Consider the following 25,854-nt stretch of genomic DNA (forward strand, 5'->3'; position numbering starts at 1 on the left):
GCCGGATTTTTTGCAGACTATTGATAAGCGCAGAAAATTAATCGCTAATGCCCTTTGGTTAGGGCTAACGCTTATGGTCTTTTTCTGTTTAGTTAAATTAGCATTTTGGCAATACCAGCGCGGCTTTGAAAAAGAGCAACGCACTGCCCGCATCGTGCAGCTCAATCAACAGTCCCCTTTAACCCTTAACGAAGTAGTCAAACTTGCTACCGAAAAGCAGTTTACCGGTAAAGAGAGTATTAATGATTTCCCAGTAACGATTACAGGGGTGTTTAACGAGCATTTTCTATTTTTACTCGATAACCAAGTAGAAAAATACTCTTTGGGCTACCGAGTATTACAAGTTGTCGAAACACCTTCACATGCCGTATTAGTCAACTTAGGTTGGGTGCAGGGCTCAATAGATAGAAGCGTGCTTCCTAATGTAGCCGCTTTACAGGGTCAGTATAAATTTAAAGGTCATGTCCGTATTGTTGAGCGAGGCATCATGCTTACCGAGCAAGATTTTTCTCAAGTCAGTTGGCCATTACGAGTACAACAAATTGAATTAACTAAATTCTCTGCATTGATATCCCCATTAATAAGTAAACCGCTATTACCCTTTGTTATTTATGTAGACCCGGAGGAGAGTCTTGGTTATAAGAAAAATTGGCATCCTATGGTGATGCCCGCAGCAAAACATTTTGGCTATACTTTTCAATGGGCAACGTTGGCTATTGCTTGGCTAATATTGATGGTTTGTTTACGTATCAAAACGCAAAAGCCTGCCCCGAATCATTCATCAGCTCATTCTTCGAAGTCTGCTGAAACTTTAACAAGTACACCAGCGAATAGCATTCATACAAATATTGTTAAACCTATCTCTAACAATGTTGCTGAAAATTCCCAAAAAAATAATAAGAATAATAAGGCGGTTAACCATGGCTAAATCAATTTCTCCCACCGATGCCAGTGAGCAGACACCTAAGTTAAGCCCGGCTTCAACCAAGCGAAACCGTCGCAGTTTACTCTTGCTAGTAACGGTATTTGTTTTACCTATTTTATTAGCCAAGTTAGCTTTAGAAAATCAGTGGCTAGACCTTGGCGTAACCAATCAAGGTAAATTATTAGCGCAGCCATTAACACTTAAAGAATTGGGCATAGATGAGTCTGTATTTGCCAAACAATGGCTTATCATTTACCGACTACCAAAAAACTGTCCTGATAGCTGCTTACATAGCATTGAAACCGTACATAACAGTTATGTTGCACTGGGCAAAGATATGCCCAGGGTGACGCCCGTGTTATTGAAAGAAGATATTTTCTCTGCTCAGCAAAATAAACGACTTGCTAAAAGTCAGTGGAAAATACTTGCCTTAACCCCAAGAATGACTAATTTACTGCAAGGTCCACAAGTACTGATCGCCGATCCGTTAGGCAATATCATCTTAAGGCATGCCATCCCTGAGAAAACACAACAGCATGCCTTATTTGGTAAGGCTATTATTGCCGATATGAAGAAGCTTTTGAAATATTCTAAGGTAGGTTAACACCATGATGGATGATGTTAAAAGTGCTCAAACCCTTCGCCGCTTAGTACTGACTAGCTTATTATTAGCCATTGTTGTTATTGGCTTAGGTGCTTATACCCGCTTAACCCACGCAGGCTTGGGTTGCCCAGATTGGCCAACGTGTTATGGCTTACTTGATGTACCGCAAACTAGCACACAAATAGCTGCCGCCGAGCAAGCTTTTCCCGACCGACCGGTTGAACCCGCGAAAGCGTGGAATGAAATGATCCATCGCTATTTCGCCGGTAGTCTTGGCTTGCTTATCGCGGTAATTACCCTATTTTCAATTAAATTACGCTGGTCCAAACGTTCGAGAATCAAATATCCGATTTTTCTGCCGATATTAATTTTAGCCATGGTCACCTTTCAAGCCGCTTTAGGCATGTGGACGGTGACCCTGAAATTAATGCCTATTGTGGTGATGGCGCATTTACTCGGCGGTTTTACCACTTTGTGCTTACTGTTCTTATTATATTTACGACTCAAAGCCAAAGGGGCTAATGCGCAAGGCGCGAACCTAGTCAATGCACAGCTTAAAAAGTACAGTCGTTTTGCTCTACTCGGCATCACTATTTTAACGGCGCAAATCGCTCTTGGCGGTTGGACTTCCTCAAATTATGCTGCGATGAGCTGCGTTGAGCTGCCTATTTGCCAAGGCGATTGGCTGTCAAATCTAACCTTTGATAAATCTTTTGCGGTGATTCCGCCCAGTAAAGACAGTTATGAATTTGGTCACCTAGATCACAATGAACGCGTAACCATTCATGTCAGTCACCGCTTAGGCGCGATCATCACTGGTGTTTTTCTTGCTTGGTTAGCCATCATGGTATTCATCAAAGCAAGAACGCATACCATCAAAAATACCGCCATTGTGCTGTTAACGTTATTAATTGCCCAGATCAGTTTGGGCATTAGTAATATTTGGTTTTCACTACCACTTAACGTGGCGGTGGCACATAACTTAGTTGCCGCCTGCTTGATGCTAAGTTTGATTGCTTTAGCTTATAAGTTAAAACAAAGTTCTAAGGAGTCCTTCTATGAATAATACCATGAATAAAACAATTAATGAGACCATGAGCGATACCCTACCAACCGCAATTAATGCCGGTAATAGTTCCGATTCCATGAGGCGTTTTTTTACTAATTGGCGAGCTTATTATGATATTACCAAACCAAAAGTTGTCGCCTTATTGGTCTTAACCGCACTGGTCGGGATGAGCTTATCAGTGCCTGGGGGGTTACCGTGGCAATTGCTATTACCGGCCATGTTGGGCATTGCGTTACTCTCTTCTGCGGCAGCAGCGATTAACCATATTGTTGATGAGAAAATCGATACCGTCATGGGGCGCACGCATAACAGGCCTTTACCCGAAGGGAGAATAAGTGTCCGCAGTGCGATAGTTTTCGCTATTAGCATCGCCTTATTAGGTTTCATTATTCTGTATGCTTTGGTGAATCCTCTAACCGCATTTTTGACTTTAGCTGGCTTAGTTGGCTATAGCTTTATTTATACTATGTATCTTAAGCGTGCTACGCCGCAAAATATCACTATTGGTGGTTTAGCCGGTGCAATACCGCCGCTATTGGGCTGGACCGCTATGACTAATGAAATAGCGCCAAATGCTTTGTTATTAGTATTGATTATTTTTACTTGGACGCCGCCACACTTTTGGGCATTAGCTATCCACCGAAAAAATGATTATGCCAAAGTGAATATTCCTATGTTGCCGGTAACTCATGGTGTAGATTTTACCAAAACACAAATACTGCTTTATACGGTATTACTGTTTGTGGTGTGTTTATTACCTTATTTAGTTGGCATGAGTAATTGGTTTTATTTAGTCGGCGCGTGCATTTTGAATGTGATCTTTTTTGGCTATGCTTGGCAGCTTAAGTTTAATGCCAAGGAAGATACGGCGATGGCAACGTTTAAATTCTCTATTGTGCACTTAATGCTGCTCTTTATTATTTTACTGGTCGATCATTATTGGTTGCCAATGGGCTAGTTTTAAGCGTTTATTAATAGAGTCTCTAAATTCAGGATTTCAATGAATAAATTTTTCTTTGGCATTATTGCCCTAATCTCTATCAGTGCAGGCTCGGTTGGCTTTCACTTTATTAAACAAGCCCAGCAACTACCTGAGCCTGAATATGCCTTGTATTATCAGCAAGCACGGCCGTTATCCGCTTTTACCTTCACCGATGAATCAGGACTGCCTTTTAATAACAGTCAGTTACAGGGCAAGTGGTCTCTGGTATTTTTCGGCTATACATCATGTCCTGACGTTTGCCCAATCACTTTGCAAAATCTCAATTTCATTTATGATGAAATAACCGCTATTGCTGACAATAGCCAAGTATTATTAGTCACTGTTGACCCGAAGAGAGATAGCATAACCAAGCTCGCCAAATACATTGCCTATTTTAATAAGGAATTTAAAGCCCTACGCGCCGAACACGACGTGCTATTCCCATTTTCTCGAAATTTAGGACTGATGTATGCCATTACTAGTAAAGAGAACAGTAAGCAAGTTAGTAACGCCAGTGAAGAACAAGCAGCAGATGAAAACTATTGGGTTGATCACAGCGCATCATTGGTGTTAATCAATCCAGAGGGTAAGGTAGCGGCAATATTTCGGCCTGAACAGGAAGTAGGCCAAGCACCGGTTATTGATAATGATAAACTATTAAGCGACTATCAAAAAATAGTCGCCCTGTATAATTAACATCAGTAACATAAGTAACATCAAAGGTGTGAAACGTTAATGTTTAAAGTTAATGTGTAAAGTACATGTGTAGGTAATAGTCGCTTATAAATGATACCAACTACCATCATTTTTTAAGATAAACCATGGCTTCGAATACCAGTAATAACGACCTGGTTTGCTGATGCTTGCAGCCGTACAGTTCGCTCGAACTCGACCCACAGGTAAATCTTTACTGAAGGTAATGCTAAAACTTTTATCATCATTCCAGGTGATTTTTTGCTTACCTAGGCCTGAAATATAGCAATTTAGTGCCGACTTATAAAAATCACCGGTCTCGATAGCAAAGGTGATGCTTTTAGCTTCTTGGTACTTAAAAATTGTTTCGCCCTGATCACCTTCTAAACGAATATCAAACGCCAAAGAGTTTAATTTATCACGCAAGCCAGAGATCTTGTCGTAAGGCTGTGACGCAGGAAAACGTGGCACACTGGTTAAATCTGTGGATAAATCAATAGCGCCGGATTGCTGAGAAAAAGCAACAAAATCATTTTCTTTCGCCCATGCCTGAACTGCCATATCATACTCACCATAAGGGTATGCATAATATCGCCAGCTTTGACCGGTGTTATCTTTAATCATCGCTTCGGCTTTTAATAATAAATCCGTTTGCTTTTTCAACCACGCTTCTTGCGTTAATCCGTTGGTAATGCGCGTCATAGAGTCATGCTCAAAACCATGGTTGGCAATTATCACCCCTTCATCGGCAAGTGTTTTTAGCTGAATCCATGACATATAAGGGGAGGACTGCTTGTTATCATTACGATTGATAATGCCAGGATTAACATAAATGGTATACGGAAAGCCGAACTTATCTAAAATGGGTTTTGCCTGTGTTAACACGTCAATATAAGCATCATCAAAAGTGATTGCCACGCTTTTATCCGGTAACGGTTGTTGCTTTTTTATCGCTTCAATAAGTTCTGAAAGTGGCACTACGGTAAAGTTCTTATCTTTAAGATATTGAAGATGTACTTCAAACTGCTTAGGAGAAATACTGGTGCTAGCAGGGGTGCTGTCACTAACATGGTGGTATTGTAAAATAACCGCTGCATGACTATTGAACACAACGCCCAATAATAGTGAAACTGAAAAAAGTGTCCGCAACATATGTTTCATGGTAAATACCTTTAAAAATTAGATGAGACCAATCCGCATTCAAAAGTGTTCACGTAACGAGAATTACTTATACGACATGGTCGTCAGCTAAAATAACGCCTTTTTTATTAAATCACTAGCACTTTAGGGTATTTCTTTGTTTAAAACACGCAATTTAGAGCAACACAAACGTCTATTTTACTTAGCGTTACCGATGATTTTATCAAATATTACCGTGCCTTTACTTGGTTTAGTCGATACCGCGGTAAAGAGTGATAGCGATTATTATTAGCTACAGCTTCCACCCGAAAAATTAAGTGTTACTTAATCGCCTTTACAGAGAAGTACTCAAGCGTTTTTGCCAATAAAATACCACAAGCTAAGCCTGCCACATTCGCTGCCATATCAAGCCATTCACCATAGCGATTAACATAAGGTTGAATGAGCTCAATCGCACCACTAAAAGCAGCAAATCCTAGCGCAATCCAGAGCCAGTGTTTAGGCTTTCTAAGCGCTACCGGCAACATTAACGCACCATAAGAAATAAAGTGATGGGTTTTGTCACTTCCTGGAACTTTCGGTAAATATTCGGCTGGCCATAAAGACAAAGTGGCAATGGCTGTAAGTAAAAAAACCGTAATAAACAACCAATAGTGTTTGATTAAATTGAGTATAAATTTCATTGAATTACTACATTCACCCTAGCGGTTATGGATTGTGATTAGTCGAATTTTTTTGGTTGGGTCTAGTACGGTAAATGATATTTAACCAGCGATTAGCAAATATACCGAGATAACCCCAAGCGGCAATTAAACAAGCAAGACCTAAGATGGCCACACCAATGATTTGCCAAAGGTGATGATTGATATAACCTAAGGCTACGAACAACAAACCAATAACAAAAAGGCCAAGTCCACGTAAGAACAGTGTTAAACTGCGCTGTGGATTTTGGCCTAGTTTTTCTAATAACTTAATCATATTTACTGAGTCATATATCTAATTTTTAGTAATATGAATGGTCACCACGTTCATGCTGGGTGGCATCTTTAACGCCTTTAATCTCGCCCGCCATTAACTCGACCAATTGCTTTTCAATGCCATCTTTTACCGTGACATCAATTTGTGCACAACCATTACAGCCACCACCAAATTGTAGTACCGCATAACCATCGTCAGTAACTTCCACTAAAGTACATTCGCCACCATGACCGGCTAATTGAGGATTCACTTCAGCTTGTAAAAAGTAATGTACGCGTTCAAATAACGGCGCGTCATCAGCTACTTTACGTAACTTAGCGTTAGGCGCTTTTAATGTTAGTTGTGAGCCCATTTGATCGGTAGTGAAATCAATTTCCGCGTCGGCTAAAAAGCCTTTACTATCGGCATCAACCATCGCTGAGAAACCGTCAAAAGGAATTTCAATATCATCGGCTTCAACCGCGTCAGGCGGACAGTATGAAACACCACACTCAGCTTTCGCTGTGCCTGGATTTACTACAAAAACGCGAATATGCGTACCTTCAGCTTGTTGTGAAAGTAAGTTAATAAAATGCTTTTGAGCATTCTCTGAAATACTGATCATTATTTAAATTCTCTTTGCTCTCAGATACTCGCCCAATTAAATACAAAAGGGATTAATACCTGACTGTTTTACTCAAGTATGGCTATTTTACTCTGCTATTTAGTTATGTGCTAATGATTTTTGCGCTTTTGTTTGATACTTTAGGGCTGTCAAAAAAAGAGGCCATCTAGATGTTACTGATACGAATTCTAATTATTTCATTCACCCTACTCTGTGCTACGTTACTTAGTGCTATGCCCGTGCAAGATTACTTACCTAAAAGTAGTCAATTAAATAGTGCTATTCCCTTACCTAGCAGTAGCTTAGGCTTTGAAATTGGCCAACGCCATGTCAGGTATGATCAGCTCAAAAGTTATTTTCATCTGCTAGCTGAAAGTTCTGAACGGGTAAATATTACCTCGATGGGGAAAACAGCCCAGCACCGCGACCAATTATTAGTGACCATTTCAAGTCCTAAAAACTTAGCTAATTTAACTAAAATACTGAGTGAACGTGATTTATTGTCTGCTCAGAAAAATCAGTTAAAAAAACAAAAATCAGCTGATGCCCCCTTAGTTATTTGGCTCGGTTATAGTGTTCACGGTGATGAAATTAGTGGTGCTAACGCCGCCATGGTCGTTGCCTATTACTTAGCCGCTAACAATGAAGAGAAAATGACAGAATTACTTGCCAATACTGTCATTGTATTAGAGCCAAGTATGAATCCTGATGGCATGGATAGATTTGTAAACTGGGTTAGTACCTACCGCAACTCAACTGATAATAACGATGCTAATCATATGGAACATCATCAAGGTTGGATTAGTGGGCGCACTAATCACTTTTGGTTTGATTTAAATAGAGATTGGTTATTACTTTCTCAACAAGAGAGTCAACAAAGGCTTAAATATTTCCATCAATACCAACCACATGTCATTGGTGATTTTCATGAAATGAGTCACAACAGTAGTTACTTTTTTCAACCCGGTATTCCAAGCCGCACTCACCCACTAACACCGAAAAGAAATATTGAGCTAACCAAAATATTAGCCACTTTTCATGCTGCCGCTTTTGATAAACAACAACGTCTTTATTACAGTGAAGAAAATTTCGATGATTTTTATTATGGTAAAGGTTCAACCTACCCTGATGTTAATGGCAGTATCGGACTGTTGTTTGAACAAGCTAGCGCTAGAGGAATGCAGCAGCAAGGTCTTAATGGCTTAGTGACTCTTGAGTTTGGTATCAAAAATCATGTGACCACCTCACTTTCAACCATTAATGGTGCTTGGCAAAACCGTCAACAATTAAAACAATACCGCAGTGATTTTTACCGACAGAGTACAAAACTGGCCAAAAAAGAGAACTTTTCTGGGTATTTATTACATGAAGACAAAGACACCTATCGCCTCAATGCTTTTCTAGACAAATTAGCTCAGCATAAAATTAACGTTTACCCACTAAGCGCTGACTTTGAATTTCAAGATAAAAAGTACCCTAAAGGCAGCAGTTATTATGTACCGCTTGCTCAAGCACAATTTCGTTTGATTCAAGCTTTATTTAATCAACAAAAAGACTTTGAAGATAATACTTTCTATGATGTTTCCGGCTGGACTATGCCATTGGCAATGAACATTGAAAGTAAAAAAGTAAAACGAACTCGTGGACTAAAACTAGCGAAACAAGCGTGGTCTAAACCAACGATTGATACGGCAAGTAATACGATAGAGCCTGCTTATGCTTATGTTTTTGAATGGCACCACTTCTTAGCGCCAAAACTACTCAATAACTTATTGGCTCAGCAAGTTAAAGCCAAAGTGGCCACTAAGCCATTTACTAGCTTAATCAATGGTAACCGTAAGCATTTTGCTGCCGGCAGCATAGTCATTCCAGCAGGTATTCAACAAAGTAAAAACTGGCAAGCAAACTTACAGTCTGCCAGCAATGACGTGGGCATTATTGTGCATCATATCAACACAGGTTTAACGATAAAAGGCGTTGATATAGGTAGTAGCTCATTCAAACTTATTAACCAAGCTAAAACCTTATTGTTAGGCGGTGCCGGTATTTCTCAGTACGAAGCAGGACAAATACGCTTTTACCTTGATGAAACACTCAATATTCCACTATCCATTATCGACCACAGTAAACTAGGACGTGTTGATTTATCCCGTTACAGCCATATAATTTTGGTTGATGGTAATTATAAGCATGTCACCGAGGAAACAGCTGAGCAGTTAACTCAATGGGTTAAGCGAGGCGGTGTGATTATCGGCCAGAAACGTGCAGCGTTATGGTTGGCAAAACAAGAAATATTACGTACTCGCTTTGTTAAAAAGGAAGAGATAAATGATCTTTTTGATCATGATAACCTCAGCTATCAAGATAAAGAAAGTCTCGCTAGTCGCAAACGTATTGCTGGCGCTATCTTCCAAGTAGAGTTAGATACTAGTCATCCACTCGCTTATGGTTATCAGCAAAAGTTATTGCCGGTATTTCGTAATAGCAATTTGATTATGGAACATCCTCAACAACCCTTCGTTACCGTAGCCCGATATACGCCAAAGCCTCTACTCAGTGGCTATACCGATAAAAACTTAGTCAACCGCTTAGCCCATAATGCTGCCATTGTCGCCCACAATGTTGGTAAGGGAAGAGTCATTGCGACTACTGAAGTACTCGCTTTTAGAGGTTATTGGTACGGTAGCGCTAAATTACTCGCTAACAGCTTATTTTTCAGTAAAGTGTTTTCTACGCCTTATAAGTAAGTATTAGAAATTCCCCAAGTAGGCTGCAGTCCAAATGAGTTTTTACTTATCTTGGGTTTTAGGTAAGGTTAAACAGACTGTGACTAAGGTCACAGTCTCCACTCCTGATTTTTTCAATAATTTACTGATTTCGCTTACCGTAGTCCCTGTGGTGACCACATCATCAATAATCAATACATGCTTGATGTGGCTAGCTACCCTCCCTTGTAAAGCAAAGGCATTGGCTAAGTTTTTTCTGCGCTGGCTACCGGTTTTCCCCATCTGACTATCATTATTTTTTATTCGCACGACAAGCTTAGCATCATAGGGTAAAGCCAATTGATTGCTAAAAAATTTAGCGATAAGGTGTGCTTGGTTATAACCACGGACTTGCCACTTTTTAATATGTAAGGGCACGGATAACACTAGGTCAACAGGTTTGATGCTGTGCTTTGCTGTTAATGCTTGCCACTGAGCAACTAGCAAGGCACTAAATAATGGCGCTAACTCAAAGCGGCCCGAATATTTTAACTGCGCTAGCCATTGGGTAAAGGGATACCTATAAGGTGACAAAGCAAAGAGCCTTTCAAAGTGAATATTTGGCATCGCCCGTTGAATAGCAGGCCAACTGAGTAAGTTACCTGAGACGATACTTTGGTTAAAGTAAGGTAAATCGTTGACACAACATTGGCAGAGTAATGCTTGTGGCAGTGAGTAGCCAAGCAAGTCGCTATTGTTAACGTTACCGCCACATAAATCACAGCAACTAATACTTTTAAGGGTATCGGTGTAATAGCGCTTAAATTGCTTTAAATCGAGCAGCCATGCCATCTTGCTTTCCTTTTGCTATCAGCTGATATGATATAAACTACTGTTTTGATTTTTATAGTGCAGTTATAAGCATGGCAAAAAGCTTAACATTTTCCACATTTCCCGCTAACAGTGAACTTAACAAAGATGCCATTCCTATTATTCTTATTCATGGTTGGGGCTTAAACTCGGGTGTATGGCAACCCTTACTGGAATTATTTAACAAAAATGGCACCCGTAATTACCAGTTCCTGACCATTGATTTACCCGGCTATGGCAGTAATAGCATGGTTGAAATTGCCCCCTACACTTTAGCCAATATTTGCCAGGAAATTGAGCAAACGATTGAGCAACCTGCTATCTACCTTGGTTGGTCATTGGGCGGCTTAGTCGCCACTGAAATGTCATTGCAGTACCCTGAAAAGGTATTGGCATTGATCACCGTAGCTAGTAGCCCATACTTTGTCGAACAACCACAACATAGCTGGCCAGGTATAAAGGAAAGTGTGTTGGCAAACTTCCATCAACAATTAGCACAAGATACCGAAAAAACCATCAAAGGTTTCTTAAAAATTCAAGCCATGGGTAGCCCCCACATTCGACAAGACTTAAAACTTATTACTCAACTAGTGATGGCACATAACCTACCCAATCAGCAAACGTTAGCTGACTCCCTTAGATTGCTGAGTCACTGTGATCTACGCCAACAGTTAGCCCGTATCAAGCAACCCTTTTTGCGTTTATATGGCCATAACGATAGCTTGGTACCTAAAGTCGTAATAGAACAGATCAACACGTTAGCACCGTCTAGTGAGCAGTATTTATTTGAACACGCCTCTCATGCGCCATTTATTTCTCATCTGGATGACTTTCATCAAGTATTAGTGGCTTGGCTAGCTGAAAATTTCAACGAGTAAAATAGCGGGTAATTGCTTTATTCAGTGACAACTTCAGCTTTACTTTATTATCTTTTAGGTTAATAATTAACCAATACAACTTAGGGAGGATTACCCGTGGAAATACCATCTGCATTTAATTCAGGGGTACAAGGCTTACAAAATGCGAGAGCAACAGCGGAGCAAGCGGCTGTTGATATTGTAGCGAGTACAACCTTGGGTGCTGAGCAGCAAAGAAGTTCAGTCAGTAATATTGGCGAAGTAAATACTGAAGTGACGAATCAAATCGAGAATCAAGAATTACCCGATTTAAACCAAGCAATCGTCAAGTTAAAAGTCGCTGAATTTCAAGCTAAAGCTGCTATAGAAGTCATTAAAAGTGCTGATGACTCACTGGGCACCTTGCTTGATGTAACCGCCTAACAGTACTGAGCAACAGGTACTGAACATCTGCCGTTGGATAACTAGCTTTTATTTATTGGTTAATCATTAATTGTTATGAATATCACTCCGCATACCACAAGTTTACCCTTAGCAACCGTGGTCAATCCACCTACGGAGGGCTTACGTCGTGAGAATCATCAGCGTGAAATTATTACCCAAGTTACCGCAACTAACCCTGCAGTTGCTGAAAAGGCTGTCGCTTCAGATAAAGAACGCGCTCGTACCCCCGCCCAAGTCAATGAACAAGTCGACTTTGCTAATTTAAGAAAACAAACCGACCAGGCGGCCACCTCTATAACCGAGCAAGAACACCAACAAGGCGCGAAGGAAGGTAACCCTCAACATAATCCACAGCAAGATGAGCAAAGTGCTCAGCATGAAACTCCTGAAAGTGACCAAGATAGTGAAAGCGCTAAACAAGCACATGCCGATGAAACACTTATCAATCAACTACAAAAAAGAGATAAAGAAGTCAGAACACATGAGTTAGCTCATGCTACGGTTGGCGGTGCTGCGACTGGTTCCCCTGCTTATACTTTTGAAATTGGCCCTGATGGAAAAAAATATGCGGTTGGAGGCGAGGTTGCTGTCGACTTAAGCAGTGTTGCCGGTGATCCACAGGCGACCATAACTAAAATGAAAAAAGTACATGCCGCGGCGTTAGCACCAACCAACCCGTCAATTCAGGACACTCGAGTTGCCGCTAATGCAGCAAAAATCATACTCGCAGCGCAATCTGAGCTACTTGCACTAAACAGTAACCTAGCGCCTGAAACTCATATTAGCAGTGCGTCAAATCTCAACGCTAGTGCGACTTTAAACGAAGATTATATCGATGAAAGCAATGAGTTTGACGCGTTGATGAATCAAACGTTATCTGCACAAGAGGCAGTTATTTCTAGTGCCTCAAAGCACAAGTTCGCAACGTCTCAAAGTAATAATAAAGTACAGTCTAATGAAGTATTACAACGTGCACACCGCATCGAAACTTTTTACTTTAAGGTAAGCCAAGGTTATGAAAAATCTGATAACTTTCAGTTTGAATTGACAGCGTAAAAAGTTCTACGCTGTCTCCCCTTCTTTTTGATACCTTTGCTGATATACATCACGAGCTTGATTAAGCTCACTAATCGCATGCGCTTTAGTATAAGGACGTAACACTACTAATATCTTCAGTACCCCTTGATAAAATACTGAATCATTAACTTCGTTAACTATGGTCTGGGTTTGATGAAAACTCACCCAAAAAGTATTAATCAGACGTAATATGCTGACAATATCAGCTAAGTCCTCATCGGCAAAGTCAATAAAATCAGCGGCTCTTAAAGAGAGAAGTAACTGACTAACACGCTCTGAAATAGACTGTTGAACTTCAACATACTTTTCCCGCAAACTAGGATTTTTATCCAATAGTACCGGTAAGTTGCTATAAAAGAAGCGAAACTTCATTGTAGTTTGGAAAACTGAATCCATATAGAGCACAAGCGAATCAAGTGGTTTTAATTCTGTTGGCAGCTTAGGTAAAGTATCTAGCAGTAAACGACGAGCATATTCTTCATAAATAGATAAGATAATATCTTCTTTATTACGAAAGTGATAATAGAGGTTACCAGGGCTAATGGCTAAGTGGGCAGCAATATGATTAGTGGTGACATTGCGCTCTCCTTGCTCATTAAATAATTCAATACTGGCTTGGATTATTTTATCGCGGGTTTTCATGCAGCTACTTCTCACTTGATTTGATTAAAACTAGTTCAATAATACTATCAAAATTCAGTATATTTAAAGTGTTTTGAGTAAATACTTTAAGATATTTTACTTTTTATTGTGACTAATTTTTCAATTTTGTTGATTATCCACGGTTTAAAAGACTATTAGCGAGTATAAATACTTGTCACTATGTCACATCTAATATTACAATAATGTTTAACAACCGTTAAATAAACGATATATGATGACGATAAAAGCAATATATCCGGGTACTTTTGATCCGGTAACCAATGGCCATAGCGACTTGATTGTTCGCGCTAGTAAATTATTTAGTGAAGTAATTGTAGGGGTCGCGGCAAGCCCAAGTAAACAACCACGTTTTGATTTAAAGCAACGTGTTGCCATGATTGAAGAAGTCACCCAAGAGTTGACTAACGTCACTGTCGTTGGCTTTAGCGGATTATTAGTGGACTTTGCTAAACAACATCAAGCCAAGGTACTTATTCGTGGTTTACGTGCGGTATCTGATTTTGAGTATGAATTTCAGCTAGCCAATATGAATCGTCGCTTATCTCCTGATCTTGAGAGTGTCTTCCTGACACCCGCAGAAGAGAATTCATTTATTTCATCAACCTTAGTAAAAGAAGTCGCTCTCCACCATGGCGATGTTGGTCAATTTGTTCACCCGATCGTGAAAGCTGCATTAGAGCAGAGTTAGGATTATTCTTGTTGGCAGTTCGGGCAAAAAACCGAACTGCGATTAGATTGTCTAATTTCTTCTAACTTGGTCTGGCAAGTAAGGCACTCTTGCCCTGCTCGACCATATACCTTCAGTGACTGGGCAAAATATCCCGGACGACCATCTGCTTGGGTAAAGTCTTTCAACGTTGTGCCACCTTGCGCAATAGCCGCACTCAGCACTTTTTTAATGATATCTGTTAACTTATCCAACCTTTGCTCATTGATAACTCCGGCTTTTGTGGTAGGTAAAATACCCGCTTGGAACAGCGCTTCATTAGCATAAATATTACCAACACCAACGACAATATGATTATTCATTAAAAATGTTTTAATAGGGACTTTTCTCTTTTTAGCTTTACTAAACAAGTATCCCGCACAAAAATCATCACTCAGTGGCTCTGGCCCCAACTTCGTCAATAAGCCAAGTTCATCTTGATCATTAGCCAACCATAATACTGCACCGAAACGTCTAGGATCATTTAACCTTAATACTTTTCCGTGCTGAAAAACCAAATCAAAGTGATCATGTTTAGCCACAGGCGTATCTTGCTCAATGACCCTGATAGTACCTGACATACCTAAGTGCAACAGTAAAGTACCCGTTGAAAAGCGCAGTAAGAGGTATTTAGCACGTCGTTCGACCTTAAGTACCGATAACCCTACTACCGAATGTACTTCATCGGGGATAGGCCACCGTAGGCGGCTATTACGAACTACCACCTGACTGACTTGCTGATTGACAATATGAGGACTAATACCTAGACGGCATACTTCGACTTCAGGTAATTCTGGCATAATTTCTTCTTATTCAAGCCATGCCTTATTGAATCATGGCTATACCAAGTACATTAATTTATTGACCACTTAGCGAGAATTTAAAGGCTTAGAGGCAAGGCATTGATTGAAGAGAATGGTTATTCCCTTGTCAAAATCAATAACGATGCATGTAAGCCTTTTAAACTCGCCCTTTGGGAGTTTATCAGCAATCTGATAACTGCACAGAATTAAAGAAATATAGAATAACTATGTTTAAGTAATTTTGCTTGTTCTTAGCTCGCTAATATAACTCTAAGTTGATCAATATATTAGTGTAATTGGTATTAAAAGCTAGTGGGGATTAATTGTTGAGTTAATGCCGCAGGTAGGGCTAACCAACGGTTATGTTGCTGCTGAAATATTAATAACTGGTCATGAAGTGGATATAAAGTGAAATCTCGCGCTTGTTCCTCTCCGGCCAAGGCAATTTTCACCGTAATAGCATGGTCATTAGCAATGATAATTTCTGCTGCTTGCACTAAACCAGTGCTCTGTTGCCAAGCAAACATCAGTTGTTCAATTTGTTGATCTGTTTTTCCCAGTATTACGCCTTTAGTCGTTAGCTGCCAACTGCGTCCAATACGTTCAAATAAGATTCGCTCACCGCCAGGAAAATCCATGGTTAACGTTAAAATAACGCTATGTAGAGGAAGAATTGACTGCTCGGCATGATTGTCATCTGTTGCCGTTGGAAAGAGCTTCTCATTAGTAGCATTGATTAATAAAATTATTATCATCACAGAAAAGATAATGACATTGTTCCATCCTGTCCTAGATAACTTCATATAACCGTTCCAATCAATTTAGTAATTACATCATACTTAACTTTTTACAAAATAGCGCGTACTGCAATCAATGCCCTATCTCTAATACTTTTAACTCTCGCTGAGTGAAAAGAAACTTATTGGCATTGATATTCTTTCACACCCAAAGGTTGACCTTTAAGGTCAGTGCATGGATAGCACGCATAAAAAAGCCCGGTTAAAAACCGGGCTTTTAGTAGAAATAAAATTAATTACTTAATTTTAGCTTCTTTATACATTACGTGCTTGCGAATGGTTGGATCAAACTTTTTGATTTCCATTTTCTCAGGCATAGTCTTTTTATTCTTATCAGTAGTATAAAAATGACCAGTACCAGCACTAGAAACTAAACGAATTTTATCGCGCATAGTATTTTCCTTAGAAAGTTATTAAACTTTTTCGCCACGGGCACGGATGTCTGCTAAAACAACATCAATACCTTTTTTATCGATAATACGCATTCCTTTCGGAGTTAAACGTAATTTAACGAAACGATTTTCACTCTCAACCCAAAAACGGTGAGATTGAAGGTTAGGTAAAAAACGACGACGAGTCGCGTTTCTTGCGTGAGAACGGTTGTTTCCAACCATTGGCACTTTGCCTGTTACTTGGCAAACTTTAGACATGTGAGTACTCCAATTTTAATTTCAGCTCGAGCTATATTTTCCCCAAGACCGTCGCCTCGGGATCCTGAAAAAGGTGGCATATTATAGAGAAACTGAATAATTAATACTAGCTTTAAAAGAAAAATACTCAAAAAACTGTACTTATTATTAAGTTTCAGGAAGTTAACTAGAAAATACAGAGAAAAAACTCACCATAATAGTGAATTTTCGACTAATTTTTGTCTTGTTCGAGGATAAAAACCCAACAAACTTCAGTAAAACAAATGGAAAATTAGCCTATTCTTGATTGTAACAGCTTCTTCAACTGCTCATTTTGCTCTTTATTACATAATTCATCAATAAGAATACGCAAAATGTGTGATTTAGCTAAGTCTGTCCCTTCAGATAAATCTTGTAATTGCGCTATGGCTTCTTCACTTAACGTAAACGTGGCTCGACGAAATGGCTTATCTAGCCTTGCGCTGACACCTACTTTAACTTGTGCAATTTGCTGATGTTCTATTTCAGTCATTTCAACATAACGCTTAGCTTCGTTAATCGCTTGTTTCAAGCTAAGCTTATGATCTGTTTTTTCATGACCATGGAGCTCACTAACAATTTCAGGTGCACCCTTTGCATAATTTTCAGCATCAGAAATAAACTCATCGATGGTGAAGTTTTTCTTTTTTTCTTTGCTATCCTTGCCTTTTTTTAAATCAGTTAAACTCATGTGAATTATCCGGTTCCATTGCTAATAGCTCTTCGGCAATGGCTATCATTTCCTGAGCAGCTTTACCTTTCGGGTCTATTTCAAGAACTGAGGAGCCCTGCTCTTCACTATCATCATAAATGTTTCGATTAAAAGTGACGGCATCCAAAACATTAATACCATAAGAACTACAAACTTCTTTAGCTTCCAGAATCCTACCCACTTGGTTTGGCAAAGCCGGACATTGGGTGATCACAAAAGAAGCCATCATTTTAGGGTTCACCATTTTACAAGTACTGAGCATATCTTCCATATGCGGCACTGTTTTTAAATCACGCCTTTTAGGCCTTAAAGGAATGATGACATGATCTGCTACAGACATAGCAGCACGTAAAGCAAGGTTATCTTGACCACCACAGTCAACAATGACGTAATCATAGTGCTGTACTAAGCTCAGTAGATCATTACGAATTTTGCCGTACAACTGAATACAATTTATCGAAGGCAGAGAGGGATCACCATTACGTGCTTGAATCCAATCTGAAGTTGTTCTTTGAGGATCACAATCAACCATTAAGACAATTGCTTTTTTATGTGAGGCGAAATATACCGCTAAGTTTTGTGCTAGGCAGCTTTTACCACTACCACCTTTTTCGCCACCTACTAATATCATCATCTTTAGTACCGTCCTTTACCACAATATAATTAATATCTTACCGTGCTAATTGTAGTTCAATTTTTGGAGTTTGCTCTGACACACATCGACTGAGTGCTGCTAGTTTTATTCAGTACCTTTATCGAGAACTAAGGCAATTTCAAACCAACCATTTTCTTGTTTAATACTACGTAACACCTTGCCATAAAGCTTTTGGTTACTGGCATTCGCCGATTGAAAAACGACAGTGACTGCGGTGTTTACTGGTAATGTCTCATCACAATCTATCCTCAAGCCACCACGAGCAAAATCTAAGCAAGCGATTTTTTTCTTATGCTCTTGGCCTTTCTCATCCGCCCAGACAATGTCGACCAGTTCTTTTTCCATATCTAAACGAAACGATGTACGGCGCTCCATTTCCTCACTACTGTCAGTCATTATAAAATCCTTCTATTCAGATTGTTAGGGTGGACCCTTACTTAAAAGTAAGTGCCTTTCAGGTTTTTAGCAAATTATCCATTGTCCACCGATGTAATTAGGACATTTCATTATGTTCAGCCAACGAATAGCAATGATTACCCGCCACTATGATATGGTCTAATACGCGTACATCAATCAACTGTAACGCTTGAGTTAACTTATCAGTAATTTGCCTATCCGCAAGACTTGCTTCAGCAACACCGGAGGGATGATTGTGCGTTAAAATTACCGCGGCAGCATGATGTTTTATCGCTTGCTCGACCACAACTCTTGGGTAAACCGCTGCTGCATCCAATGTGCCAAAAAACAAACGTTCAAAGGTTAAAACTCTGTGTTGATTATCTAAAAATAGCACCGCAAATATTTCACGATTTTCAAAGCGCAATTCACTTAATAAATAATCACGAGTAACTTGTGATGAACTTAAAGAGCAGTCTGTTGCTCGCATTTTTTCGGCTAAATACCGTTTAGACATTTCCAAGCACGCTTGCAGTTGCACATACTTTGCTATGCCGAGTCCATGTCTTGCACAAAAATCTTCCTGACTGGCAGAAAAAACAGCTCCAAGACTGCCAAAACTACTCAACAATTGCCGAGCAAGATCGACCACATTACAACCTTTGACTCCGGTACGTAAGAATATCGCCAATAATTCAGCATCACTTAAACTTGCTGAACCCAAATGTACCAATTTTTCGCGTGGCCTTTCCAGTTCAGGCCAGTCTTTTAAAACATAGGGTTTTACCAATGATTCACCTAACGAAGATCCTTTCGACACTGATTCTTTTAACATAACTGCATCCTTGCTTTACATTCTGATGTGTTTTATCGATAAGATACTGTCTTTATCTAGCAACAGTTATTTCTAAATAAAGCCAATAAATGTTATCTTAGCGGTCTTATGTTTACTTTAAGATTAGCAGCTTATGCAAATTCTTCAGGACAAAAAAATAGTACTGGGTATAACAGGCGGTATCGCTGCCTACAAAATACCAGAATTAGTACGTCGACTAAAAGATCATGGCGCAGATGTGCGTGTGGTAATGACCGAAGGCGCGAAAGCCTTTATTACCCCATTAACGCTGCAAGCGGTATCGGGTAATCATGTTGCAGATAGTTTATTAGATAGCCAAGCTGAGCTTGCTATGGGGCATATTGAATTAGCTAAATGGGCTGATTTAATTATTATTGCTCCCGCCACTGCCGATATTATTGCTCGCATCACTGCCGGTATGGCGAATGACTTGCTCTCAACACTGTGTTTAGCTACCAGCGCACCTATTGCAATTGCTCCGGCCATGAACCAGCAAATGTGGCATGCCAAAGCAACGCAAGAAAATATCAACACCTTACTGCAACGAGGGGTTCATGTTTGGGGCCCTGGTGCTGGAGAACAAGCCTGTGGTGATATTGGTTTAGGTCGTCTGTTAGAGGTTAGCGAATTGGTCACCCTAAGTTGTGACTTTTTTGCCGAAAAATTCCTGCAAGGACAGCACTGGGTAATCACCGCGGGACCAACTCGTGAAGCGATTGACCCTGTTCGTTATATCTCTAACCATAGCTCGGGTAAAATGGGCTATGCCATTGCTAATGCAGCATTAAACGCAGGCGCTCAGGTGACGTTAATTTCTGGCCCGGTCAATATTACTGCACCTGTCGGTTGTGATCTTATCCAAGTAATCAGTGCAGAACAAATGCATAAACAGGCCTTAACTTGTGCGCCACAGGCAACGACTTTTGTCGCCTGTGCTGCCGTTGCCGATTATAGGGTTGCTGATATTGCCAGTGAAAAAATTAAAAAAGATAGTGAGAATATGCAGCTTTCGTTAGTTAAAAATCACGATATTGTTGCTGATGTTGCTAAATTAGTGAAAAAACCCTTTATGGTTGGCTTCGCTGCAGAAACACAAAATGTCGAACATTATGCGCGGGGTAAATTAAAACGTAAGAATTTAGATTTAATCGCAGCAAATGATGTTGCTAAATCCGGACAAGGTTTTAACAGCGATAACAATGCCCTAACTCTATACAGCGCCATTGATAAAATAGAACTCCCGTTGGCCAATAAGCACATTATTGCCAAACAATTGGTCAATTTAATTAATCAGCATTATTTAGCCAAAGATACCAAGTAATAAGACAATTAAATTTAACAAACAACTAGAGTATATTACTCCGCAAGTGCGTTAATTCATTGCTATCGAATAAAACAATAACATTAGAGAATATTTTTATATGGTCGCCACACAAACTAAAACCCAAAAGCCAAACCGTAAACTTCAAATATTAGAATGCTTAGCGTTAATGTTGCAAAATTGTCCTGGACAGCGTATCACCACGGCAAAACTTGCTGCTGAAGTAGGCTTTTCTGAAGCGGCTTTATATCGTCATTTTCCATCAAAAGCACGTATGTTCGAAGGCTTGATTGACTTTATTGAAGAATCTATATTTTCTCGTATCAATTTGATTCTTGCCGATCATAAAGAAGCCTTAGTGCGATGCCATCATATCTTGCATGTATTAATGGTCTTTTCTGAACGTAACCCAGGTATGTGCCGTATTTTAGCTGGCGATGCTTTAATGGGCGAAAATGAACGTTTACGCACTAGAGTTCACCAATTTTTTGAAAAATTAGAGTCACAATTTAAACAAGTTTTACGTGAACGAAAACTCCGTGAAGGTAAAACGTTTACTATCAGCGAAGCCGCTTTAGCGAGTTTATTAGTATCGTTCGCTGAAGGTAAAATGAGTCAATATGTTCGCTCCGGCTATACTAAAAAGCCGAGTACTGATTTCAATGAGCAATGGCAATTTTTAATGGCCGATAAGTAATACCAAGTACATTAATTAACCACTTCATTAGTGTAATTGGTATAAGCACTTAAACAACACCATCTAAGCGGAAAATAAGCATGACCCATAACCGTATTTTCCGCGAACAATTATAAACTTTCTCGAGGCAAGCTATGAGTACTCTCTCACACTTAAAACCAGCCAGCTTATGGCAATTATTTGAAAAAATTTGCAGTATTCCACATCCATCTAAACATGAACAAAAAATATCTTTATGGATTCAAGACTGGGCAAAAGAGCTTGGTTTAGCCATTAAAGAAGATGCTGTGGGTAATTTAATTATTAAAAAACCCGCCACTGTTGGTATGGAAGATCTTAAAGGTGTTATTTTACAAGCGCATATGGATATGGTGCCGCAAAAAAATAACGATACTGACCATGACTTCCTTACGGATCCAATCAAACCTTATATTATTGAGTCAGGTGATTGGGTTACTGCACAAGGGACAACCTTAGGTGCAGACAATGGTGTCGGCTTAGCTTCTGCACTAGCCGTATTAGCGAGCAATGATATTCCTCACGGACCACTAGAAGTATTAGTAACGATTGATGAAGAAGCAGGTATGACCGGAGCCTTTGGTTTGGAAGCGGGTTGGCTCGACGGTGATATTCTAATCAACACCGATTCTGAGCAAGAAGGTGAAGTGTATATGGGTTGTGCCGGTGGTATTGACGGTAATGCCAATTTCCCACTCAATTTTGAAGCTGTTCCTAACGATTATCAAGCCTTTAACCTATCTATTTCTGGCTTAAAAGGTGGCCATTCTGGTGTTGATATTCATACTGGTCGTGCTAACGCTAATAAATTATTAGTCCGTTTTTTATTAAACGCCAGTGATGATTTTGACATCAACTTAACTGAACTTAATGGCGGTAGCTTAAGAAATGCGATACCTCGTGAAGCCAATGCCAGTTTTGTTATTGCTAAAGATAAAGTCGAGGTTTTAAAGGCAGCCTTAGCTAGCTATTTAGCAACGATTAGAGCCAATCTCGGCGCTATTGAAACAGATATCGATATGTTATTGATTTCACCTGAAGATTTTGAAAGGTGTTGGACTAAAGCAACTCAATCCGCAATTTTACGTGCGCTGAACGCCTGTCCTAACGGTGTCATGCGGATGAGTGATGATATTGAAGGTATAGTTGAAACATCCCTTAACCTGGGTGTTATCCATACTCGTGGTAATAAGCTTAATGCGATGGTATTAATTCGTAGTTTACATGATGATGGTCGCTTAGAAACTCAACGCACCGTACAATCGGTTTTTGAACTCGCAGGCGCTAGCGTAGTCTTCTCTGGAGCTTATCCAGGTTGGAAACCTAATGCCGATTCAGCCATTATGCAGACGGTACGAGACACTTATCAGAGTATCTTTAATAAGGTGCCTGCCGTCATGGTAATTCATGCGGGGCTAGAATGTGGTTTATTCAAAACGGCCTATCCGCATTGGGATATGGTGTCTATTGGGCCAACGATTAATTTCCCACATTCACCTGATGAAAAAATTGAAATTGCCACCGTGGAACAATATTGGCAATTACTCGTCGCTGTTCTCGCTAACATCCCAAAGAAGTAAATACCGATTGTGATTAAATACAAGCTGATAACTTGGTGTTATCCGCTTGTATACTTGTTGTAACCACCCTATTTCTTCCGAAATATTTTGCTTGATAAAGCGATTGATCTGCCAATTCATAGGCCTTCTTTACCGAAACGCCTTGTGTAGTATTAATTAAGAGTAAGCCTACTGATACTGTAATTCGTTGGTTGATAGTACAATGCTGATCCAATTTTTCTACTGCCTCCCTAACCCCTTCAATTAATTTCAGCGCACTTTCTTCATTTTTCACTTGGTATATCAAGGCAAACTCCTCACCTCCTAACCGAAAAGCAGCATCATTACCGCGCCTCATTTGTGCTTTTAATAAATTGGCTAAAGCGACCAAAGCAATATCACCCGCGGGATGGCCAAAGCTATCATTATATTTTTTAAAATGATCAATATCTAAAATAGCCAGTGCTAATAACTCTTGCCCCCTATTAGCACTGCTCATTTGTTGAGACAACATTTCATCAAAATGACGCCGATTAAATAGGCCTGTTAACGCATCCATTTTGGTGAGTTTCTCCAACATGTTTTTTGCCGTAATAAGCTTTTCGAGCGTTCTCGAAATTAACATTTCGACCAAATAAGTAAAGAACAACATGAATAAAGACACCATAGTAAACCGCACAAACTCCATCATGGTTAAAGTAATACCGGTGAATGAAAACAGTAAAACGAGTAGTGTCATTAAGTAAACAATCGATATTTTTAAACCCGCTTTATGACCGTATAACGACACCACTAATAAAATATATAGAAATGACCAAATGGGGGTGTATTCTTGACCACGGTTTAAATACACAACCATTAAAACACCCAATGCTAATAGGTGTAAGACTATATGCGACGCATATTTACGTAGGCTACTAGGTAAAAAGAATACCCCTGACATGACTAAGAATAAGCTAAACGTCAGATAAAACGTGGCAGTATTGCTGTAAATAAAGTTGGCGAAGACTAAAAAAAAGAGCAGAATAAACGCAAGTAATAAAATAAATTTACTGGTGATTTTTTTTAGATAATCGGCACTTTCAATATCCTTATCTAATTGTAAGTAGCGCTTAAGCCAGTTTTTCATCATCCCTAATCCAAAATATCAGGTAAAATATTTTTCAGTCTATCATAGAATTTTATAATCCGTGCTGCTTTATGCTTAATTTTTGTACAGAGTAATGGCCATTTACTCTCGCAGGGGTCTCTTAAGTGGACTTTTGTGAAAATAACAATACAGCTATCTAGACTGACCAAACCGAGTATCTCCTTAGTAAAGCTAACTATCATTTGTTATTCACTTTTTTTACGTTAGAATGGGAAATCATTAATCAGGATACCTTGTTATGATTCAGCCAGATAAAATAATAATAGCTGACGATCACCCCTTATTTAGACAAGCTTTATTAGGGACTTTAAAGAGCAAATTAACGCAGACTTCATGGCTTGAAGCACAAACTATTGCGGAGTTAGAGCAACAACTTACCGACAATAATGATAGTGACTTGTTGTTACTGGATTTAAACATCCCTGGCGCTCATGGCTTTAATACCCTAATCCATGTACGCAATCATTTTCCACAAATTCCTGTGGTGATCGTATCCGCTCACGAAGATCATGACACCATCAGCAAGGCCATGGAATATGGTGCTGCTGGCTTTGTGCCTAAATCAACACCAGTAGATGATATTTATTCTGCTATTGTTTCGGTGTTATCAGGCAACCTCTGGCTGCCCGCTTCTTTTGAACACCGGACAAATGACAATAGTAAAAGCAACATTGCTGAGCGCGTTGCTAGTTTAACTCAGCAACAATACCGTATCTTAATGATGTTTGCCCAAGGTATGCTAAATAAACAAATTGCTTACGATCTAAATGTTTCAGAAGCGACTATTAAAGCCCATGCTACGGCAATATTTAGAAAACTCGATGTGCGCAACCGCACGCAAGCAGTTATTACCATTGCTAAGTTAGATTTATCAGAGGCAGCCTTTTAATAAAGTTAATAAATTTCGCTGCGATAGATGTTTTCTTGATGACTGGTACAAAAAAGCACGTCAATGATCGCTCATGGACGTGCTTTTTCAGTTTTATAGCTTACAGTAAACGGATTAAATATTTGACCAATACCAAGTCCATTAAGTTAGTTCCCACTCAGAGCTTGCCAGCGGTTTGAAAATAAATAATCAAATCCAAGGCTTGTGATTGAGCACAACGCAGGAGTTATTTATTTAGACCCTTTAGATGAAGGCAAAAGCATCAGCATACATATGCTCTAGCAAAGCACCATGCTCAACGAAATCACTCCGAATAGCGCCAACCATGTCAAATCGACCGGCTAAATAAATATCATAAGCTTCAAAGCTGGTAATGTCATGCATAGCGGCTTGATGAACTAGACCGGTTCTACCTTGCCAAGGCTTGGAGCTATCTTCGTTCACGTTTTCACTAATATTTTCCACTACCGGAATAAAGCTAGCATTGGGTAATTTTTCAATAGTCGCAATAGTCTTTTCTAGTTCATAGACAGCACGTTCTTCACGTAAGCCCCAATAGACTATAATATGACGCTGTGACTTTTGCTCAGCTAAATACTCAAACATTGATTTGATGTAAGAAAATCCTGTACCACCGGCAAGTAATAGCAATGGTCGTTCACTTTCAGTACGTAATTGCGCATGACCTAGCGGTATTTCAATGGTTACTGCTGCACCACTGACATGACTTGCTTTAATACGCTCAATCACTTGCATAGCGTAGCTATCAGCAATAAAAGCGCCTATTTGCAATTCTATTAAGTCACTATTTGGAGAGCTGGCAATTGAAAAAGGACGTTTGTCCTCGTCACTCATAACGAAGTTCAAATATTGACCGGCAACAAAATCTACTTTTTCATTTGGTTGTAATATTACTTTGTACACATGAGACGTTAACGATGATAACGACTGTATTTGACAACTAATTGTCTTCATTCTTTAACCTTTCTACTTTATTGGTAATTTATCATGATGTA

General features: G+C 39.5%; 31 protein-coding genes. 15 read left to right on the forward strand and 16 right to left on the reverse strand.

The features are described from left to right. Nucleotides 1-10: 10 nt before the first annotated feature. From F580_RS0118700 to F580_RS0118720, 5 genes are read left to right on the forward strand one after another with little or no spacing between them, the layout of a single operon-like run. On the forward strand, nt 11-928 hold the full coding sequence (locus F580_RS0118700; protein WP_019029277.1) for an SURF1 family protein: 918 nt from the start codon (nt 11-13) through the stop codon (nt 926-928). Continuing rightward, nucleotides 921-1,529, forward strand: coding sequence for a hypothetical protein (locus F580_RS0118705; protein WP_019029278.1), 609 nt, complete (start codon nt 921-923; stop codon nt 1,527-1,529). Before F580_RS0118700 ends, F580_RS0118705 begins: the two co-directional genes overlap by 8 nt. A 4-nt stretch (nt 1,530-1,533) precedes the next feature. Further along, a complete protein-coding gene (locus F580_RS0118710; RefSeq protein ID WP_019029279.1) occupies nt 1,534-2,595 on the forward strand; it encodes a COX15/CtaA family protein in 1,062 nt (353 codons plus the stop codon). A gap of 28 nt (nt 2,596-2,623) precedes the next feature. Next, nucleotides 2,624-3,556, forward strand: coding sequence for a heme o synthase (gene cyoE / locus F580_RS0118715; protein ID WP_040357698.1), 933 nt, complete (start codon nt 2,624-2,626; stop codon nt 3,554-3,556). Between the two features lie 42 nt (nt 3,557-3,598). Next, complete coding sequence (locus tag F580_RS0118720) at nt 3,599-4,276, forward strand: SCO family protein (RefSeq protein ID WP_019029281.1); 678 nt, start codon at nt 3,599-3,601, stop codon at nt 4,274-4,276. An 84-nt stretch (nt 4,277-4,360) separates the two neighbouring features. Here F580_RS0118720 and F580_RS0118725 read toward each other — a convergent pair whose 3' ends face one another. Next, complete coding sequence (locus tag F580_RS0118725; protein WP_019029282.1) at nt 4,361-5,434, reverse strand: polysaccharide deacetylase family protein; 1,074 nt, start codon at nt 5,432-5,434, stop codon at nt 4,361-4,363. A gap of 136 nt (nt 5,435-5,570) precedes the next feature. On the opposite strand from F580_RS0118725, the gene F580_RS27155 reads away from it, so the two are divergent. Continuing rightward, a complete protein-coding gene (locus tag F580_RS27155) occupies nt 5,571-5,705 on the forward strand; it encodes a hypothetical protein (protein ID WP_019029283.1) in 135 nt (44 codons plus the stop codon). A gap of 28 nt (nt 5,706-5,733) precedes the next feature. Here F580_RS27155 and F580_RS0118735 read toward each other — a convergent pair whose 3' ends face one another. Genes F580_RS0118735 through nfuA form a run of 3 tightly spaced genes read right to left on the reverse strand, consistent with a single transcriptional unit; the run spans nt 5,734 to nt 6,995 of the window. Beyond that, nucleotides 5,734-6,096, reverse strand: a complete 363-nt coding sequence (locus F580_RS0118735) for a VanZ family protein (protein WP_019029284.1) — start codon at nt 6,094-6,096, stop codon at nt 5,734-5,736. A gap of 25 nt (nt 6,097-6,121) precedes the next feature. Further along, entirely contained in the window at nt 6,122-6,391 is a 270-nt protein-coding gene (locus tag F580_RS0118740) for a hypothetical protein (RefSeq protein WP_019029285.1), read from the reverse strand. 25 nt (nt 6,392-6,416) lie between these two features. Next, entirely contained in the window at nt 6,417-6,995 is a 579-nt protein-coding gene (gene nfuA / locus F580_RS0118745) for a Fe-S biogenesis protein NfuA (protein WP_019029286.1), read from the reverse strand. Nucleotides 6,996-7,165: 170 nt separating this feature from the next. On the opposite strand from nfuA, the gene F580_RS0118750 reads away from it, so the two are divergent. Then, entirely contained in the window at nt 7,166-9,742 is a 2,577-nt protein-coding gene (locus F580_RS0118750; protein WP_019029287.1) for a M14 family zinc carboxypeptidase, read from the forward strand. A gap of 42 nt (nt 9,743-9,784) precedes the next feature. Here the strand turns inward: F580_RS0118750 and F580_RS24995 are convergent, their stop codons facing one another. After that, nucleotides 9,785-10,552 carry a ComF family protein gene (locus F580_RS24995; protein ID WP_019029288.1) on the reverse strand — a complete coding sequence of 256 codons (768 nt, stop codon included), beginning with the start codon at nt 10,550-10,552 and terminating at the stop codon, nt 9,785-9,787. A gap of 71 nt (nt 10,553-10,623) precedes the next feature. On the opposite strand from F580_RS24995, the gene bioH reads away from it, so the two are divergent. The 3 genes from bioH (at nt 10,624) to F580_RS0118770 (ending at nt 12,927) form a co-directional block, all read left to right on the forward strand. Continuing rightward, a complete protein-coding gene (gene bioH, locus F580_RS0118760) occupies nt 10,624-11,448 on the forward strand; it encodes a pimeloyl-ACP methyl ester esterase BioH (RefSeq protein ID WP_019029289.1) in 825 nt (274 codons plus the stop codon). Nucleotides 11,449-11,544: 96 nt separating this feature from the next. After that, nucleotides 11,545-11,850, forward strand: coding sequence for a hypothetical protein (locus F580_RS0118765; RefSeq protein WP_019029290.1), 306 nt, complete (start codon nt 11,545-11,547; stop codon nt 11,848-11,850). Nucleotides 11,851-11,925: 75 nt separating this feature from the next. Then, nucleotides 11,926-12,927: a putative metalloprotease CJM1_0395 family protein gene (locus F580_RS0118770; RefSeq protein ID WP_019029291.1), complete on the forward strand. Its 1,002-nt coding sequence runs from the start codon at nt 11,926-11,928 to the stop codon at nt 12,925-12,927. Between the two features lie 6 nt (nt 12,928-12,933). Here the strand turns inward: F580_RS0118770 and F580_RS0118775 are convergent, their stop codons facing one another. Beyond that, a complete protein-coding gene (locus F580_RS0118775; protein ID WP_019029292.1) occupies nt 12,934-13,590 on the reverse strand; it encodes a TetR/AcrR family transcriptional regulator in 657 nt (218 codons plus the stop codon). 235 nt (nt 13,591-13,825) lie between these two features. Between F580_RS0118775 and coaD the strand changes: the two genes are divergently transcribed. Beyond that, nucleotides 13,826-14,299, forward strand: coding sequence for a pantetheine-phosphate adenylyltransferase (gene coaD / locus F580_RS0118780; protein ID WP_019029293.1), 474 nt, complete (start codon nt 13,826-13,828; stop codon nt 14,297-14,299). A 2-nt stretch (nt 14,300-14,301) separates the two neighbouring features. Here the strand turns inward: coaD and mutM are convergent, their stop codons facing one another. The 8 genes from mutM to radC form a co-directional block, all read right to left on the reverse strand. Then, complete coding sequence (mutM, locus tag F580_RS0118785; protein ID WP_019029294.1) at nt 14,302-15,117, reverse strand: bifunctional DNA-formamidopyrimidine glycosylase/DNA-(apurinic or apyrimidinic site) lyase; 816 nt, start codon at nt 15,115-15,117, stop codon at nt 14,302-14,304. Between the two features lie 305 nt (nt 15,118-15,422). Beyond that, complete coding sequence (locus F580_RS0118790; RefSeq protein WP_040357680.1) at nt 15,423-15,923, reverse strand: hypothetical protein; 501 nt, start codon at nt 15,921-15,923, stop codon at nt 15,423-15,425. Nucleotides 15,924-16,153: 230 nt separating this feature from the next. Then, complete coding sequence (gene rpmG, locus F580_RS0118795) at nt 16,154-16,309, reverse strand: 50S ribosomal protein L33 (protein ID WP_019029296.1); 156 nt, start codon at nt 16,307-16,309, stop codon at nt 16,154-16,156. A gap of 21 nt (nt 16,310-16,330) precedes the next feature. Continuing rightward, on the reverse strand, nt 16,331-16,567 hold the full coding sequence (gene rpmB, locus F580_RS0118800) for a 50S ribosomal protein L28 (RefSeq protein WP_019029297.1): 237 nt from the start codon (nt 16,565-16,567) through the stop codon (nt 16,331-16,333). Between the two features lie 271 nt (nt 16,568-16,838). Beyond that, nucleotides 16,839-17,276, reverse strand: a complete 438-nt coding sequence (locus tag F580_RS0118805) for a hypothetical protein (protein ID WP_019029298.1) — start codon at nt 17,274-17,276, stop codon at nt 16,839-16,841. Continuing rightward, nucleotides 17,263-17,931: an AAA family ATPase gene (locus F580_RS0118810; RefSeq protein WP_019029299.1), complete on the reverse strand. Its 669-nt coding sequence runs from the start codon at nt 17,929-17,931 to the stop codon at nt 17,263-17,265. The genes F580_RS0118805 and F580_RS0118810 overlap by 14 nt, the downstream gene beginning before the upstream one ends. Nucleotides 17,932-18,036: 105 nt before the next feature. Next, nucleotides 18,037-18,348, reverse strand: coding sequence for a PilZ domain-containing protein (locus F580_RS0118815; protein ID WP_019029300.1), 312 nt, complete (start codon nt 18,346-18,348; stop codon nt 18,037-18,039). Between the two features lie 97 nt (nt 18,349-18,445). Beyond that, nucleotides 18,446-19,183, reverse strand: coding sequence for a RadC family protein (radC, locus tag F580_RS0118820; protein ID WP_019029301.1), 738 nt, complete (start codon nt 19,181-19,183; stop codon nt 18,446-18,448). A gap of 133 nt (nt 19,184-19,316) precedes the next feature. On the opposite strand from radC, the gene coaBC reads away from it, so the two are divergent. From coaBC to F580_RS0118835, 3 genes are all read left to right on the forward strand, one after another. Then, the gene (gene coaBC / locus F580_RS0118825) at nt 19,317-20,525 is read left to right on the forward strand and encodes a bifunctional phosphopantothenoylcysteine decarboxylase/phosphopantothenate--cysteine ligase CoaBC (protein WP_019029302.1); all 1,209 of its coding nucleotides are present in this window, start codon (nt 19,317-19,319) and stop codon (nt 20,523-20,525) included. 100 nt (nt 20,526-20,625) lie between these two features. Beyond that, complete coding sequence (slmA, locus tag F580_RS0118830; RefSeq protein WP_019029303.1) at nt 20,626-21,222, forward strand: nucleoid occlusion factor SlmA; 597 nt, start codon at nt 20,626-20,628, stop codon at nt 21,220-21,222. A 134-nt stretch (nt 21,223-21,356) separates the two neighbouring features. Beyond that, complete coding sequence (locus F580_RS0118835) at nt 21,357-22,820, forward strand: aminoacyl-histidine dipeptidase (protein ID WP_019029304.1); 1,464 nt, start codon at nt 21,357-21,359, stop codon at nt 22,818-22,820. Between the two features lie 13 nt (nt 22,821-22,833). Here the strand turns inward: F580_RS0118835 and F580_RS25690 are convergent, their stop codons facing one another. After that, nucleotides 22,834-23,931 carry a GGDEF domain-containing protein gene (locus F580_RS25690; protein ID WP_019029305.1) on the reverse strand — a complete coding sequence of 366 codons (1,098 nt, stop codon included), beginning with the start codon at nt 23,929-23,931 and terminating at the stop codon, nt 22,834-22,836. Between the two features lie 256 nt (nt 23,932-24,187). On the opposite strand from F580_RS25690, the gene F580_RS0118850 reads away from it, so the two are divergent. Next, a complete protein-coding gene (locus F580_RS0118850) occupies nt 24,188-24,838 on the forward strand; it encodes a response regulator transcription factor (RefSeq protein WP_019029307.1) in 651 nt (216 codons plus the stop codon). Between the two features lie 243 nt (nt 24,839-25,081). Here the strand turns inward: F580_RS0118850 and fre are convergent, their stop codons facing one another. Next, nucleotides 25,082-25,813, reverse strand: coding sequence for an NAD(P)H-flavin reductase (fre, locus tag F580_RS0118855; protein ID WP_019029308.1), 732 nt, complete (start codon nt 25,811-25,813; stop codon nt 25,082-25,084). Nucleotides 25,814-25,854 lie beyond the last annotated feature (41 nt).

Origin of the sequence: Colwellia piezophila ATCC BAA-637, assembly GCF_000378625.1 — a bacterium.
GTDB classification, from domain to species: domain Bacteria; phylum Pseudomonadota; class Gammaproteobacteria; order Enterobacterales; family Alteromonadaceae; genus Colwellia; species Colwellia piezophila.